Origin of the sequence: Streptomyces sp. CB01580 (assembly GCF_001905795.1) — a bacterium.
GTDB lineage: Bacteria > Actinomycetota > Actinomycetes > Streptomycetales > Streptomycetaceae > Streptomyces.
Genome location: NZ_LIXJ01000012.1, coordinates 65,693 through 80,735, shown reverse-complemented (window position 1 = coordinate 80,735; position 15,043 = coordinate 65,693). Strand labels below are relative to the sequence as shown.

Below are 15,043 nucleotides of genomic sequence, written 5' to 3'. Positions count from 1 at the left end.
GAAGCAAAGACAAGGAACTCTATGGCTACGACCACACCGACCGGTGTGCGGGGCGGCCACGCCAAGCGCGGGGGGTCGCCCGATCCCTCGTCCGGCGCGCCGATGACACACCGGCAGATCATGGAAGCACTGGCCGGGCTGATGCTCGGCATGTTTGTCGCGATCCTGTCGTCGACGGTCGTCTCCAACGCCCTTCCGCAGATCATTTCCGACCTCGGCGGCGGCCAGAGCGCCTACACCTGGGTCGTCACGGCCTCGCTGCTGTCGATGACCGCGACCACTCCCCTGTGGGGCAAGCTCGCGGACCTGTTCAGCAAGAAGCTGCTGGTCCAGATATCCCTCGTCATCTACGTCGCGGGCTCCGTCGTCGCAGGTCTCTCGACCAGCAGCGGCATGCTGATCGCCTGCCGTGTCGTCCAGGGCATAGGGACCGGCGGTCTCTCCGCCCTCGCACAGATCGTGATGGCGGCGATGATCGCCCCGCGTGAGCGCGGCCGTTACAGCGGATACATCGGTGCGGTGTTCGCCGTCGCCACCGTCGGTGGTCCGCTGCTCGGCGGTGTCATCACCGACACCAGCTGGATGGGCTGGCGCTGGTGCTTCTACGTCGGTGTGCCGTTCGCCGTCATCGCGCTGATCGTGCTCCAGAAGACGCTGAAGCTCCCGGTCGTGAAGCGTGAGGTCAAGGTCGACTGGTGGGGCGCGTTCTTCATCAGCGCCGCCGTGTCGCTGCTGCTCGTCTGGGTGACCTTCGCGGGCGACAAGTACGACTGGCTGTCCTGGCAGACCGCGGTGATGGTCATCGGCTCCGTGCTGCTCGGCGCGATCTTCGTCGTCGTCGAGACCCGGGCCGCCGAGCCGATCATCCCGCTGCGCCTCTTCCGCAACCGCACCATCACGCTGGCGTCGCTGGCCTCGCTGTTCGTCGGTATCGCGATGTTCGCCGGCACGGTGTTCTTCAGCCAGTACTTCCAGCTGGCGCGCGGCAAGTCGCCGACGATGTCCGGTGTCATGACGATCCCGATGATCGGTGGCCTGTTCATCTCCTCGACGGTCTCCGGCCAGATCATCACCAGGACCGGCCGTTGGAAGGCGTGGCTGGTCAGCGGTGGCGCCCTGGTCACCGCGGGGCTCGGGCTGCTGGGCACCATCCGGTACGACACGGCGTACTGGCACATCGCGATCTACATGGCCGTGATGGGCCTCGGCATCGGCATGATGATGCAGAACCTGGTGCTCGCCACGCAGAACCAGGTCGCGCCGTCGGACCTCGGTTCGGCCAGTTCCGTCGTCACCTTCTTCCGTTCCCTCGGTGGTGCGGTCGGCGTCTCGGCGCTGGGCGCCGTGCTGGGCAACCGCGTCACCCACTACGTCCAGGACGGCCTCAAGGCCCTCGGTCCCGAGGGTGCCGCCCTGGGACACGGCGGTACGGGCGGCGGGGGCATCCCCGATCTGGACAAGCTGCCCGCGCCGTTCCGCGAGGTCATGGAGAGCGCCTACGGGCACGGTGTCGCCGACGTCTTCCTGTACGCCGCGCCGGCCGCGCTGCTCGCCTTCCTGATCACGATCTTCATCAAGGAGGTCGCGCTGAAGTCGAACGCCGCCGAGGCCGCACCGGTCACGGACGGGACCCCGGCCGTCGAGCAGGCCGGTGCCGCCGAGCGGGCCGAGGCCCCGGTGCCGGTCCCCGCCGCCGTCGCGGCCACGTCCGCGGACGCGGCGCAGACCGCTCCGGCCCCGGCCCCGGCCGCAGCCCCGGCCGCCGCTCCGGAGCCCCTGGTCGCCTCCGTTCAGGGCACGGCCGTGCACGGTGTGGTGCGTGGCGCGGAAGGTGCGCCCGTCCCCCGGGCCGCCGTCACGCTGATCTCGCTGGCCGGCCGCCAGCTGGGGCGCTCCGTCGCCCAGGCCGACGGCAGCTACGCGCTGGACGCCCCGGGCACCGGCAGCTACGTGCTGATCGCGTCCGCCGACGGTTTCCAGCCGCAGGCGTCGACCGTGGTCGTCGGTGAGGAGCCGCTGTCGTACGACATCCTGCTCTCCGGTACGAGCGGCCTCACCGGAACCGTCCGGGCCGCCGAGACCGCAGCGCCGATCGAGGGCGCCATGGTCGTCGTGACCGATGTGCGCGGCGACGTGCTGGCGACCGGCATTTCCGGGGAGACCGGCGAGTTCACGTTCGGCGAGCTGGTCCCCGGCCCGGTGACCGTCGCGGTGAACGCCGCCGGATTCCGCCCGCTGGCCCTGCCGGTGGAGATCGGCGGCCAGGGCGTCACCCGCGTCGAGGCCGCGCTGCAGTCCGGCGCCCTGGTGCGCGGTGTCGTACGGGCCGGTTCCGCCCGGCGTCCGCTGGCCGACGCCCGGGTCACCCTGGTCGACGCGGCGGGCAACGTGGTCGCCACCTCGACGACCGGGGAGGACGGGGCGTACGCCTTCACCGACCTGGACGCGGGCGATTACACGGTCATCGCGACCGGCTACCCGCCGGTGGCCGGCGCGCTGACCGTGACCGGTCCCGGCGTCGACGGCCACGACGTCGAACTCGCCCACCCCGGCGAGTGAGGAGGCCCGGCGGCGGCCCGCGACAGCGGGGCCTGCCGCCGGACCTTTCACCACAGACCCCTGGCGGGTCGGCGTCCCGAGCGGAGACGCTGTACCGGCCGGTGGAAATGGGCCCCGGTGGCGGGGACGGCAGGCAGGGGACGGCCGGCCGGTCCCGCCCCGGGGCCCGACTCATTGAGCGACTCGGACTCACCGAGTCACCGGGGTCGCTGCTTCGGAGTCACCGGGTCCGGTCCGCGGGTCACCGGGTCCCCCGGTTCCGAGCACCGGTCCGGGCCACCGGGTCCCAGCCACTGGGTCACTGATTCACTGAGTCCTTGAGCAAGGAGAGAGAACGGGATGGGACTTCGCGCACAGGTACGGACGCGGGACGGCTGGGCGGTCCAGCACGCGGTCGTGACGGTCACCGACATGACCGGCGCGCAGGTGCTGCGGGCCACCGCCGACGAGGACGGGACGGTGCGGACGGACACCCCCCTGCCGGCCGGCGCGTACACGGTGATCGTCACCGCGGTCGGGTACGCCCCGGCCGCATCCACCGCGCTCGTCACGGCGAGCGGGCGCGTAGAGGCCGGCACGGTGGTGCTGGCCCGGCAGGGCGGGGTCGAGCTGCCGCCACCGGGCGCCTGGTCGCTGGACCCGGCGCACTCCTCGGTCGCCGCGGTCGCGCAGCACCTGGGCATCTCCAGCGTGCGGGGCCGGTTCACCGAGTTCAGCGGCCGGATCGAGATCGCGGACGAGGTCCACCGGTCCCGGGTCGACGCCGTCATCACCGCGGCCAGCATCGACACCGGCAACGGCATGCGGGACAAGCACCTGCGCTCGCCCGACTTCCTGGACACCGACTGCTTCCCGGAGATCACCTACCGCTCCGACGGGCTGACCCCGACCGGCCCCGACCGCTGGACCGTCCACGGCGTGCTGTCCATGCGCGGCGTCGACCGGCCGGTCGATCTGGACCTGAGCTACCTCGGTACGGGCCCCGACCCGTGGGGCGGGGTGCGCGCGGCGTTCAGCGCCACGGCGGAGCTGCGGCGCGACGACTTCGCCATGAACTACAACCAGGTGCTGCAGGCGGGCATCTCGGCGATCGGTACGACGCTGCGGGTGGAACTCGACATCCAGGCCGTGCAGGGCGAGTCGCTGCCGTCGTAACCACCGGGCGGGACGGGGGCGACGGGAGGAACAAGGGACGGGTACAGGTACAGGGACAGGGCGGATGGGCGGGGCAGGAACCGGGGCTAGGGACGGGGGCCGATGAACGAGGCGGTCCCTCGTATCCCCGTCCGTCGTCCCCGTCCCTCGGCCCGCCGCTACCGCTCGCGGTCCTGTTCCCGGATCGCTTCGATGCCGGCGATCAGCAGGTCCAGGGCGTAGGTGAAGTCCCGGTCGCGCATCTCCTCGACCGTGTCGCCGCCGCGGGCATCCCTCAGCTTCTCCGAGGATTCGATCATCTGGTCGAAACTCGGTTGGCCGCGGACCTCGCTCATGGACTGCTGGTAGTACTCCTCCTGGGTCATCCCCGCGTTCGCGCTGCGCTGCGCGTAGTGGCCCTCGATGGTGCCGAATCCGTACACGAACTGGAAGACCGCGGCGAGCGCCCCGGCCTGGCGTTCCAGCGGCAGGCCGGTCGCCCGGATCACGTCCATGACTGCGTTCGACATCGCCCTCGCATGCGGACCGATGTTGAGGAAGTGCCCGGCGAGGTGCGCGGCCCAGACATGACGGACGATCAGCGTCCGGTACTGCGTGGCGAGTTCGCGCAACCGGTCGTGCCAGTGCGCGTCCTCGTGCGGGGGGCGGATCTCGCTGTGGACGGAGTCCAGGGCCAGTTCCAGCAGATCGTCCTTGGTGTCCACGTACCAGTAGAGGGACATGGCGGTGACACCCAGCTCGGCGGCGAGGCGGCGCATGGAGAACTTGTCGAGACCCTCGGCGTCCAGCAACCGTACCGAGGCCGCGACGATCCTCTCCCGGTCGAGACCGGCCGGCTGGTCCGTTCTGCGGGTGCGCGACGGTGCGCGCTGGGCCAGCCACACGCTGGTCCTGGCGGGGTTCTTCACACGGTCGGCCGCGGACACCATGGCGCACTCTCCTCGTCTTGCCGGCGGGGCGAACCGTCCCGTACGCGCACACCCGCACCTGCGCGTACGTGTGCGTGTACGCGCGAGGCGGATGCGTACGCGAAGCGGATGCGTACGGTCCGATGCGCCCCGTCCCGATGCTATGCCGCGGCCTCGGCCCCGGCCTCGACGGACTCCGCGCGGAGGGACTCGGCGCGCTCCGCACGGCGCAGGAGCACCGCGGCCAGCAGGCCACCGGCCAGCACCGCCACCGCTCCGGCCAGCTGACTGGTCTCCAGGCCCGAGACGAAGGCGTCGCTGATCCGCGCCCGTTCGCCGTCGTCGGCGGCCGCGGCAAGCGCGACGGGCAGCGAGGCGGCGCCCACCGTCGCGGGCACGAGCGACGCGAAGCGCGAGTTGAGCACCGCGCCGAGGACTGCGACGCCCAGGCCGTTGCCGAATTCGGCGAGCGTGCCGTTGACCCCGGCGCCCACGCCCGCCTTCTCCGGCGGAATGGCGCTCATGATCGCGTTGGCCATGGCGGGCGTGGCGAGCGCGATGCCCGCGCCCATCACCACCAGGCCGAGCAGCATGCCGCTGTAACCGTCGCCGCCGAGCAGCGCGACGGCGGCGAGCCCCGCGGCCAGCAGAGTCATCCCGGCCGCGATGGTGAGCGGCGTGCCCAGCTTCGGCACCAGCCTGGCGCCCAGTCCGAAGAGGTTGAGCACGACGACGCTCAGCGCCAGCGGTGCGGTGCGCAGACCGGCCTCCAGCGGCCCGTAGCCGAGCACGAACTGGAGCTGCTGGGTGAGCAGGAAGAGCGAGCCCCCCATCCCGAAGGCGACCAGGATCGAGCCGCCGACGGCCCCGACGAACTTCTGGTTCCGGAAGAAGTGCATGTCCAGCATGGGGTGCGGAATGCGCAGCTCCCACAGCACGAACCCGGCGAGGACGACGACCCCGACGACGGCCGTCAGCAGGACCTGCCCCGACGTCCAGCCGTGCTCGGGGCCAGAGATGATCGCGTACACGACGGATGCCATACCGATCGTGGAGAGCAACGCGCCGAGCAGGTCGGGGCGGCCGTCGCCGGCGTTCCCGGACTCCGGGACGAGCCAGGCCACGGCGATCAGGCCGAGAACGGCGACGGGGATGTTGATCAGGAAGATCGCGCCCCACCAGAAATGGTCGAGCATCACCCCGCCGATCAGCGGACCGACGGCGACGCCGAGCGAGCCGACGGTCGCCCAGATGCCGATCGCCCTGACCCGCTCGGTCTCGTCGAAGATCTGGACGACGACGGCGAGGGTCGTGGTCAGCAGCAGCGCACCGCCGATGCCCATGCCCGCCCGCGCGGCGATCAGCTGCGCGGACGACTGTGCCAGTCCGGCCGTCAGCGAGCCGATGCCGAACACGGCGAGTCCGGCGATCAGCATCTTCTTGCGGCCGTAGCGGTCGGCGGAGCTGCCGGCCGTGAGCAGCAGACCCGACTGGACGAGCGAGTAGGCGGTGATCATCCACTGCACTTCGGCGGTGGACGCGTCCAGCTCCCGGGTGAGGGAGGGGATCGCAACATTGAGCACGGTGTTGTCGAGCAGCACCGTGAGCTGGGCGAGACAGATGACGCCGAGGATCAGCCAGCGCTGCGGATGACTGGGCGGCGAGAGATGGTTCTGCTCGGCGGCGGTCGCCGTCATGCGGACTCCAGAGGCCTTATACGGTGTACGGGAGAGGTTGCCATACACCGTATAGCCGTCCTCGTACGGTGTACAAGTGATTTGCCTGGCGCCGAAACGGACAGCACGGCAGCCGCCGTACGGAACCGAGAACCAACGGCCGACCGGCCGACGGTCGGTGACCGGTGACCGGTCACCGACCAGGAGCCGGGGCCGGGGCCTGAACCGGGAATCGGGAATCGGGGATCGACAGGAGATCAGGAGATCAGGGGATCAGGAATCAGACGGGATCGGGAAAAGCCTTCGACGGACCGCTCACCGATCCGGCAGCCTCCCCGGCATGACGACACCGCCCTCCGTCCCCGGTCTGGAACTGTCCCGCCGCTTCCACCTCGAAGCCGTGCGCCCCCTGCTGGAGGAGGCCGCTCCCGGCATCCCGTACTCGGCCGCCCTTCTCGGCAGCGGCTCGGAGGTCCTGGGATTCGACACCGCCCGCTCCCTCGACCACGAGTGGGGACCACGTCTGCAGATCTTCCTGCACCCCCGGGACGTCGCCCGCCACGGCGCGGTGCTCTCGAAGCTGCTCTCCGAACGTCTGCCGAAGCGCTTCCACGGCTACCCGACCCACTTCGCCGCCACCTCCGAGGCGGGAATCCGGGTGATGCGGGCGACCGACGGGCCGGTTCACCACGGGGTCGACATCACGGACCCGGGCACCTGGTTCACCGAGCGGCTGGGCTTCGACCCCCGCCAGGAGGTCGCCCTGACGGACTGGCTGGCCACCCCCACCCAGCGGCTCGCCGAGGTCACTGCCGGGGCCGTCTTCCACGACGGCCTCGGTGAGCTCGCTCCCGCGCGGGCGAAGCTGGACTGGTACGACCACGACCTCTGGCTCCACCTGCTCGCCTGTCAGTGGCGGCGCGTCTCCCAGGAGGAAGCCTTCGTCGGCCGTTGCGGCGAGGTGGGCGACGAACTCGGCTCCGCCGTCGTGTGCGCACGCCTGGTACGCGATCTGATGCGGCTGTGCCTGCTGATGGACCGCCGGTACCCGCCCTACGCCAAGTGGCTCGGCAGCGCCTTCGCCCGCACGCCCCAGGCCCCCGCCCTCACACCCGTGCTCACCGCGGCCCTCGCCGCCACCGACCGGAACACCCGCGAACACCACCTGGCCCGCGCCTACGAGACCGTCGCGACCGCCCACAACCGACTCGGGCTCACCGAACCGGTCGATCCCGCGACGCGCCCGTACCACAGCAGACCGTTCCGGGTGCTGCACGCCGAACGCTTCGCCGCCGCGCTGCTCGACCGCATCACCGATCCGGTGGTGCGCGGGCTGCCGCCGATCGGCGCCGTGGACCAGTTCGTCGACAGCACCGACGTCCTCGGCCACCCCGAATCGGCCCGGGAGGCGACCCGGGCGACGACCGCGCTCCGCCGCGCCGCCGACCGGCCGGGCGGCGGTCCTTCGGGCCCTACTCCCCCGGTTTGATGAGGTATCCCGCCCCGCGCCGGGTATGGATCATCGGTGTGCGACCGGCGTCGATCTTCTTGCGCAGGTACGAGATGTACAGCTCGACGACGTTCGCCTGCCCGCCGAAGTCGTAGTTCCACACCCGGTCGAGTATCTGAGCCTTGCTCAGCACCCGTCGCGGGTTGCGCATCAGGAAGCGCAACAGCTCGAACTCGGTGGCCGTGAGGTGGATGGACGTCCCGCCCCGGCTCACCTCGCGGCTGTCCTCGTCGAGGACCAGGTCGCCGACGACGAGCGACGAGTCGGCGCGTACGGCCGCGGCCGCACCGGAACGCCGGATCAGCCCGCGCAACCGGGCCACGACCTCCTCCAGGCCGAACGGCTTGATGACGAAGTCGTCGCCACCGGCGGTGAGCCCGGCGATCCGGTCCTCCACCGCGTCGCGCGCGGTCAGGAACAGCACGGGCACCCCGGACAGCTCCCGCCGCAGCCCGCCGAGCACGGCGGATCCGTCCGCGCCCGGCAGCGTTACGTCGAGGATCACCGCATCGGGCCGGAAGTCCCGCGCCATCCGCACGGCCCCGGCCGCGTCACCGGCGCTGCGCACCTCCCAGCCCTCGTAGCGCAGCGCCATGGAGAGCAGCTCGGTGAGAGCGGCCTCGTCGTCCACGACGAGCACGCGGACGGGGGTGCGGCGGTCGGGCCTCAGCGGTTCGTCGCGTTCCCGGGACAGTTCGGTACGCCTCAGGGGCGAGGTCGTCGTCGTCATGTCTCAACCCTGTGAGACTCCTCTGAGAGGCTTCTTTCCCGAATCTGTGAATTCCCTGAGAAACGGTCCTCCTCCCCCTCCTGTCCACACCCCACTTCCCCGCCCGCGCGTGCGCGACCGTCCCGGCGTGCGCGACCGGCCGGGCACCTCACGCCACGCCGAACAGCGCCCTCGCGTTCTCGTGGCAGACCGCCCGCAGCCAGTCGTCGCCCAGCTCCAGCCGTTCCAGCGCGTGCAGTTGATGCGCGTACGGATACGGGATGTTGGGGAAGTCCGTACCCAGCAGGATCCGGTCCCCGAGCGCGGCGAGCCGCCCCCGTTCGGCCACCGGGAACGGACTCAGCTCCTGTACGAAGTCCGTGAACACCATCGTCGTGTCCAGCCGCACCTCCGAGTACGTCTCGGCCAGCGCCAGGAACTCCGCGTACTCCGGCATCCCCATGTGCGCCACGACCAGCCGCAGCCGCGGGTGCCGGGCGAGCAGCCCGGCGATCGGCGCGGGCCCGGTGTGCCGGCCCGGCGCCGGTCCGGAGCCACAGTGCGTCACCACCGGGATGCCCGCATCGGCGAGCAGCCCCCACACCGGGTCCAGCAAGGGGTCGCCGGGGTCGTACGCGCCGACCTGGACATGTGCCTTGAAGACCCTGGCCCCCGCCTCCACCGCCTCGCGCACGTACCGTTCCGCGCCCTTCTCCGGGAAGAAGGTCGCGGTGTGCAGACAGTCCGGCACCCGGCTCGCGAAACCGGCCGCCCACTCGTTCAGCCAGGCGGCCATCCCGGCCTTGTGCGGGTAGAGCATCGAGGTGAACCGCCGCACTCCGAACGAGCGCAGCAGCGCGAGTCGTTCGTCCTCCTCGTGCCGGTAGGCGATCGGCCACTCCATGCCGGTCAGCGGACCGGCCGAGTCGAAGTACGCCCAGACCTTGCGCAGCACCCGCTCCGGCATGAAGTGCGTGTGCACATCGATGATCCCGGGCAGCCCCAGCCGCTCCCAGAACCGAACGACGTCGTCGGCCTCACCGTTCACAGCGCTCCCCTTCCCTCCGTGCTCGGACCACTCGGCCCCACCCGGACCCCGTGGGGCCCATGCGGCCCGTGTGGACTCGTACGACCCATGTGGCCCTGTGCGGCCCCATGCGGACCCATGCGGACCCATGCGGCTTCCGTCCGGACAGGCCCGACCCATGTCGGCCCAGCCGGTCCTGCCGGACCTGCCCGGACCTGCCCGGACCTGCCGGACGTTCCTGGACCTGCCGGTCGTGCCTGGAGCCGACGATCTCAGAACAGCCCGTCCTGCACTCCACCGCCCCCGATGCCGGCCACCGGCACGCCCACCCCCGTTCGCGCGTCGGCGTCCGTCAGCTCCCACCCGGTCATCAGCCGGGTGTCCAGCACCACGACCCCGTCCGCCACCGTCTCCAGGTGCAGGTCCGGACCGGCCGCCGCCACCAGCCGCCCCGCGACCGCGCCCCCATCCACCAGCTCGGTGACCGCGCACGTCACTTCGACCGCGCCGTCCAGCCCGAACAGCCCGGCGTGGTCGACCGCCTCGAACGGCAGCCGCTCCAGCGTCTCCGGCCACCCCGCCCCCTCCAGCGCCACGGCCCGCCCGTACAGCTCCGCCACCTCGGACCGTCGCTCCCCCTCCCCCGGCAGCACCGCGCGCACGGCGCGTTTAGAGGTGTACGGGATCCGGTCCGGCACCCCGAGCGCCGACCGCAGCAGTTCCTCGGTCCGTCGCGCCGCCATCAACGGCCCGCGTCCCAGCCAGCTGAACACCACGGCCCCCTGCTCCCGCAGCCGCGCCGCCCCGCGCTCCTCGGCCGTGATCCCGGCCTTCACCATCCCCGGCCCGAACCAGGCGAGGTACACGCGGTACGTCCGGGGGTCGTCGGCGATCGTGTCGGCGGCCACCGAGTGCGCCCGGTCCAGCCGCGCGCACTCCGGGCACCGCGCCCCCGTGCTCCGCCCCGGCACCACGGCCCCCACGGGGCACGCGTGCCCGCGCGCCCCGGTGCACCGCCGCAGCCCCACGGCCCGGAACCCGAGTTCCGTCCCGTACGCGAGCGCGCTCGCCCGCACCGTCGCGGCCCGCCGCCAGCCGAGCGAGGGCCCGCCGTCGCCCGTCGGCCATCGCAGCCCCGTGCACTGCCAGCCCATGGGTGAACTCCGGACGCTCGTGGACGATGAGAGACCCGCGATGCTACCGGGCGACGGGCGACGGGAGCCGAGTGGAAGTCGGGGGAAAGCCGGGGAAGGACGGCCGGGGACGGACGTGGACGGACAGGGATGGATGGTAACGAACAGGGACAGACGGGGATGGATAGGGATGGACGCCATGAACCGGTGACCTGCCGCAGCGAAGGCTGAGCATTCCCACCGGAGTCCGAGCGGTCGATGCGACAGCCTGCACCCTGGGTCCCGTCCGAGGCACGTTCGGGCCCGGTCACCTGATCGAGAGGGTGCCGTGATCGAGAGGGTGCCGTGATCTCGCGTCCCGGCTGTCAGTGTTGATCGCCATCATGGGGACATGGCCAACCCGCACCTGACCACCAGCAGTATCTGGCGGCTCCACCACGACGGCCAGGAGATTGCCCGCCTGACCGTGACCGGCGCCGACATGCCCTGGACCCACGCCGAAGTCGAAACACTTCCTGGCTTCGAAGAGTTCCGTCCCCTCTTCGCCGAGCAGGAGCGGGCTGTCGACGAGGAGGACTGGGAGCAGGCCGACGCCTGCTACACCCGGATCCGCCATGCGCTCACCATGACGTTCCCCGACGGCAGCCCGGTCGCCGAGTTCATGCTGCACATCCACGACGACGGCACCGCCGGCTGGCGCTGGCACGACAAGCCCTTCGACGCAGTGGACCAGTGACGCGCCGGCTTAGCTGTTTCCGGGATGGGGAAGCCGTCTGGTTCTCCTTTTCTCCTTCCGCTCTACTCCGTCCCGTCCGTCCCGTCCGTCCCGTCCATCCCGTCCGTCCTGTCCATCTCTTCCATCCCTGTGGCCCCACCGAACTCGCTGGACGCCGCAGTCCCGGCACCCCCGGCACCCCCGGCACCCCCGGCAGACCCGGCGGTCCTGGCAGACCCGGCGGACAGGGGCCCGGCGGCTTCGACGAACACAGCAGCCCCGGCTTCAGCCGTTCGCGCCCGGACGCGCTGCTGCCGCAGCAACACGACCGCGAGAGCCGCGGTGGCGAGGCCCACCGACGCCGCGACCGCGGCGACCTCGCCGAGCGTCCGTGTGTACGCGGCCCGGCCCGGGTCCGCGAGCCCGACGAACAGCCCCCCGCACACCGCGACCCCCACCGCCAGGCCCACCTGCCGGGCGGTGTTGGCCACGGCGGACGCCACTCCCGCCCGGGACGGATCGGCGTCCCGCATGGCGGCCGACGCCAGCACCGGGGAGACCATGCCCGCCCCCACCCCGGTCAGCACCAGCGACGGCACCAGTGCCGCCGGCCCGTACACGAGACCGAGCAAGAGGAAACTCAGGCAGCCGACGGCGCAGAGCGCGGTGCCGACGCCGAGCGGCAACCACAGCGGGGCACGTTGGAGCGCGGCTCCGCACAGCGCCGAGACGGCGAAGAAGACGACGGGCTGCACGGAGAGCAGCAGGGCCGTCCGTACCGCGCCGAGCCCGGCGGCGTCCTGGAACCAGGACGACAGCACGGTCAGGGGTCCGAACGCGGCGAAGTAGTAGCCGAAAGCCACCGCGACCACGGCGAGGAACCGGGGGTGGCGGAACAGCGCCAGGTCGACGAGCGGGTCGGGGGCGCGGCGTTCGCACACGACGAAGCCGACACCGCACGCGCAGGCGACCAGCGCCGCCACCGACGGTCCCGGGCCCGCCCCGTGCTCGCCGAACAGCAGCGCGGCGACCACCAGGGCAGCGAGCCCGACACCGAGCAGCACGGCGCCCGCGATGTCCACGCGGCGGCCGTCGCGTTCCGGGTCGCGGGCGAGGAAGCGCACGGCCAGGCCCACGCCGAGCGCGCCCGGCACAACGGCCAGGAGAAAGATCGACCGCCACCCCAGCGCCTCGGCCAGCAGCCCGCCCGACACATTGCCGACGGCCGCCGCGAGCCCGGCCACCGCGCCCCAGACCGCGAAGGCCCGTTGCTGCTCCCGTCCGCTGTAGGAGGCCCGGATGAGCGGGAGCGTGGTCGCGAACATCGCCGCCCCGCCCACTCCCTGCGCACCGCGGAAGACGGTCAGAGCGACGACGTCCGGAGCGAGTCCGCAGGCCAGCGAGGAGAGGGTGAAGAGGACGAACCCGCCGACGAAGACCCGGCGCCGCCCCATGACGTCCCCGACCGCGCCGGCCACGACGAGGAGCGCGGCGAGCGCCAGGGTGTACACGTCGACGACCCATTGAAGGGCGGCGAAGTCGGTGTGCAGCCCCTCGGCGACGGCGGGGATGGCCACCGTCACGATTGTGGTGTACGCGAGCAGCAGGAAGGTGGCGAGACAGGAGATGACGAGGGGCATCCGGTGACGCGGCTTCACGTGTGCTCCTTGCGCGGAATGTCCATGCACGGCACGTCCTCGGACAGGAGCCCCTCGGTCGGCAGCTCCTCGGTCGAGGGCCCCTCGGTCGGGGGCCCCTCGCGCGGGGGCCCCTCGCGCGGGGGACCCTCGCGAGGGGGCTGTCGGCGCCGCGGGCTGTCGAGGTAGGCGAGGGCGAGTTCCCCCGTCACGGGGTTCCGGTACGTCTCGCACTCGACCTCGTAGACCTCGCGGACGAGTTCGGGCGTGAGGATCTCCCCGGGCGGCCCGTGGGTCACCACGGAACCGTCCTTGAGGACGTACAGCTCGTCGCAGTAGCGGGCCGCCATCGTCAGGTCGTGCAGGGCCGCGAGCACCCCGATGCCGAGCTGCCCGACGAGGGAGAGGATCTGCAACTGGTACTTGATGTCCAGGTGGTTGGTCGGCTCGTCGAGAATGAGGAAGCCGGGCTCCTGGGCGAGGGCCCGCGCGAGGACGACACGCTGCTTCTCGCCGCCGGAGAGCGACTGGTAGGTGCGGTCGGCGTACCCGTCCATCCGGACCCGGCGCAGCGCGTCCGCGACGATCGCGCGGTCGTGCGAGCCGGTGGCCTCCAACGGGCGTTTGTGCGGAGTGCGCCCCATCGCGACCATCTCGGCAACGGTGAAGTCGAAGCTCAGCTCATTGAACTGGGCGACGACGGCAAGTTCGGTGAAGACCTCGCTCGGCCGGCTCGCCAGGACGTCCAGCTCCCCCAGCTTCACCGTCCCGGAGTGCGGCCGGACGGCCTTGTAGACGCTTCTGAGGAACGTGGACTTGCCACAGCCGTTCGGACCGACGACCCCCACGAAGGCACCGGCGGCGACCCGCAGGGACAGGTCGTGGACGACCGGGGTCCCGCCGAGCCGCACCGACACGTGCTCCGCGCGCAGTCCGGCACCCTGCCCCGGGGCGGCGCTCGCCCCCGCGTCACGCGCCACCAAAGCCGTACTCCTTCCGGATGAGCATGTACATGAACAGGGGGGCGCCGAGGACGGAGGTGACGATGCCGATCGGCAGTTCGGCGTTCGGGACGGCGACCCGGGCGACGACGTCCGCCCAGACGAGGAACAGAGCTCCGCACAGCACGGTGACCGGCAGCAGCCTGCGGTGATCGGGGCCGACGGCACTGCGCGCGATGTGCGGCACGATCAGGCCCACGAAGCCGATGATTCCGCAGCAGGCGACGAGCACGCCCGTGGCCAGAGCGGCAACGACCAGATACACCCGCCGGAACAGTCCGGTGCTGATCCCCAGCGTGACGGCGGCCTCGTCCCCGAGCAGCATCGAGTTCATAACCCGGCCCTGGAAGAGGAAGAATGCGGTGGCGACCAGGACGACCCCGGAGACGACCGGCAGGGAGTCCCACGCGGCGGAGGCGAGGCTGCCCATGGTCCAGAAGGTGACCGAACGGATGCCCTCGGCGCTGTTGGCGAAGTAGACGAGCCCGCTGGAGGCGGCACCGCACAGGGCGTTGACCGCGGTCCCGGCGAGGATGAGCTTGACCGGCGACGTACGCGAACCGATGCTCCCGGCGCCGAGCACGAGCGCCGCCGCCCCGAGCGCCCCGAGAAACGCCCAGAACGGAACACCGAACCCGCCGGTCCCACCGAGCGCCCCGGCCGCCCCGAACCCCACGAGAAGGGCGAAGGTGGCACCGAGCGAGGCACCGGAGGAGATGCCGAGGACGAACGGGTCCGCGAGCGGGTTCTGCAACGCCGCCTGCATGACCGTGCCGCAGAGCGCGAGCCCGGTCCCGACCACGGCGGCCAGCAGCACCCGCGGGAGACGGATGTTCCAGACCACGTCCACGGCCATCGGATCGGCGCCGGCGCCGATCCCGGTCAGCTTGCCGGACAGGATCCGGAACGACTCCCCCAGCGGGATGCCGACCTGCCCGATCGAGACCGAGACCACGACCGAGACCCCCAGCGCGAGCCCCAGAACGACCAGCAGGACGGGAAGCGGCACCCCC

12 protein-coding genes are annotated in these 15,043 nt (G+C 71.7%); 4 read left to right on the top strand and 8 right to left on the bottom strand.

Going from position 1 to position 15,043, the window contains the following annotated elements; genetic code table 11:
• Window positions 1-21 precede the first annotated feature (21 nt).
• On the top strand, window positions 22-2,559 hold the full coding sequence (locus AMK22_RS18940) for an MFS transporter (RefSeq protein ID WP_073786547.1): 2,538 nt from the start codon (window positions 22-24) through the stop codon (window positions 2,557-2,559).
• Window positions 2,560-2,898: 339 nt separating this feature from the next.
• Entirely contained in the window at window positions 2,899-3,714 is an 816-nt protein-coding gene (locus tag AMK22_RS18935; RefSeq protein ID WP_073786546.1) for a YceI family protein, read from the top strand.
• A gap of 158 nt (window positions 3,715-3,872) precedes the next feature.
• On the opposite strand, the gene AMK22_RS18930 is transcribed toward AMK22_RS18935, so the two are convergent.
• Window positions 3,873-4,643 (bottom strand): TetR/AcrR family transcriptional regulator, encoded by a 771-nt coding sequence (locus AMK22_RS18930; RefSeq protein WP_073786545.1) that lies wholly within the window; start codon window positions 4,641-4,643, stop codon window positions 3,873-3,875.
• A gap of 140 nt (window positions 4,644-4,783) precedes the next feature.
• The gene (locus AMK22_RS18925; RefSeq protein WP_073786544.1) at window positions 4,784-6,319 is read right to left on the bottom strand and encodes an MFS transporter; all 1,536 of its coding nucleotides are present in this window, start codon (window positions 6,317-6,319) and stop codon (window positions 4,784-4,786) included.
• A gap of 319 nt (window positions 6,320-6,638) precedes the next feature.
• Here AMK22_RS18925 and AMK22_RS18920 point away from each other — a divergent pair, with 319 nt between their 5' ends.
• Window positions 6,639-7,787 carry a DUF4037 domain-containing protein gene (locus tag AMK22_RS18920; RefSeq protein ID WP_073786543.1) on the top strand — a complete coding sequence of 383 codons (1,149 nt, stop codon included), beginning with the start codon at window positions 6,639-6,641 and terminating at the stop codon, window positions 7,785-7,787.
• On the opposite strand, the gene AMK22_RS18915 is transcribed toward AMK22_RS18920, so the two are convergent.
• The 3 genes from AMK22_RS18915 to AMK22_RS18905 form a co-directional block, all read right to left on the bottom strand.
• Complete coding sequence (locus AMK22_RS18915) at window positions 7,771-8,538, bottom strand: response regulator transcription factor (RefSeq protein ID WP_073786542.1); 768 nt, start codon at window positions 8,536-8,538, stop codon at window positions 7,771-7,773. The two genes, AMK22_RS18920 and AMK22_RS18915, sit on opposite strands and share 17 nt — an antisense overlap.
• Window positions 8,539-8,686: 148 nt before the next feature.
• Window positions 8,687-9,565, bottom strand: a complete 879-nt coding sequence (locus AMK22_RS18910) for an amidohydrolase family protein (RefSeq protein ID WP_073786541.1) — start codon at window positions 9,563-9,565, stop codon at window positions 8,687-8,689.
• 251 nt (window positions 9,566-9,816) lie between these two features.
• Complete coding sequence (locus AMK22_RS18905) at window positions 9,817-10,698, bottom strand: DUF2797 domain-containing protein (protein ID WP_073786540.1); 882 nt, start codon at window positions 10,696-10,698, stop codon at window positions 9,817-9,819.
• Between the two features lie 370 nt (window positions 10,699-11,068).
• Between AMK22_RS18905 and AMK22_RS18900 the strand changes: the two genes are divergently transcribed.
• Window positions 11,069-11,413: a hypothetical protein gene (locus tag AMK22_RS18900; RefSeq protein ID WP_073786539.1), complete on the top strand. Its 345-nt coding sequence runs from the start codon at window positions 11,069-11,071 to the stop codon at window positions 11,411-11,413.
• 62 nt (window positions 11,414-11,475) lie between these two features.
• Here AMK22_RS18900 and AMK22_RS18895 read toward each other — a convergent pair whose 3' ends face one another.
• The 3 genes from AMK22_RS18895 to AMK22_RS18885 are packed head-to-tail and all read right to left on the bottom strand — an operon-like array spanning window position 11,476 to window position 15,039.
• A complete protein-coding gene (locus tag AMK22_RS18895) occupies window positions 11,476-13,050 on the bottom strand; it encodes an MFS transporter (RefSeq protein WP_073786537.1) in 1,575 nt (524 codons plus the stop codon).
• On the bottom strand, window positions 13,047-14,009 hold the full coding sequence (locus tag AMK22_RS18890) for an ABC transporter ATP-binding protein (RefSeq protein ID WP_073786535.1): 963 nt from the start codon (window positions 14,007-14,009) through the stop codon (window positions 13,047-13,049). Before AMK22_RS18890 ends, AMK22_RS18895 begins: the two co-directional genes overlap by 4 nt.
• Window positions 13,999-15,039 (bottom strand): FecCD family ABC transporter permease, encoded by a 1,041-nt coding sequence (locus tag AMK22_RS18885; protein WP_073786695.1) that lies wholly within the window; start codon window positions 15,037-15,039, stop codon window positions 13,999-14,001. Before AMK22_RS18885 ends, AMK22_RS18890 begins: the two co-directional genes overlap by 11 nt.
• Window positions 15,040-15,043: the final 4 nt, after the last annotated feature.

Bases quoted from the DNA above. Each gene is read 5' to 3' on its own strand.
- AMK22_RS18940 (WP_073786547.1), top strand. From the start codon at position 22: ATGGCTACGACCACACCGACCGGTGTGCGGGGCGGCCACGCCAAGCGC.
- AMK22_RS18935 (WP_073786546.1), top strand. From the start codon at position 2,899: ATGGGACTTCGCGCACAGGTACGGACGCGGGACGGCTGGGCGGTCCAG.
- AMK22_RS18930 (WP_073786545.1), bottom strand. From the start codon at position 4,643: ATGGTGTCCGCGGCCGACCGTGTGAAGAACCCCGCCAGGACCAGCGTG.
- AMK22_RS18925 (WP_073786544.1), bottom strand. From the start codon at position 6,319: ATGACGGCGACCGCCGCCGAGCAGAACCATCTCTCGCCGCCCAGTCAT.
- AMK22_RS18920 (WP_073786543.1), top strand. From the start codon at position 6,639: ATGACGACACCGCCCTCCGTCCCCGGTCTGGAACTGTCCCGCCGCTTC.
- AMK22_RS18915 (WP_073786542.1), bottom strand. From the start codon at position 8,538: ATGACGACGACGACCTCGCCCCTGAGGCGTACCGAACTGTCCCGGGAA.
- AMK22_RS18905 (WP_073786540.1), bottom strand. From the start codon at position 10,698: ATGGGCTGGCAGTGCACGGGGCTGCGATGGCCGACGGGCGACGGCGGG.
- AMK22_RS18900 (WP_073786539.1), top strand. From the start codon at position 11,069: ATGGCCAACCCGCACCTGACCACCAGCAGTATCTGGCGGCTCCACCAC.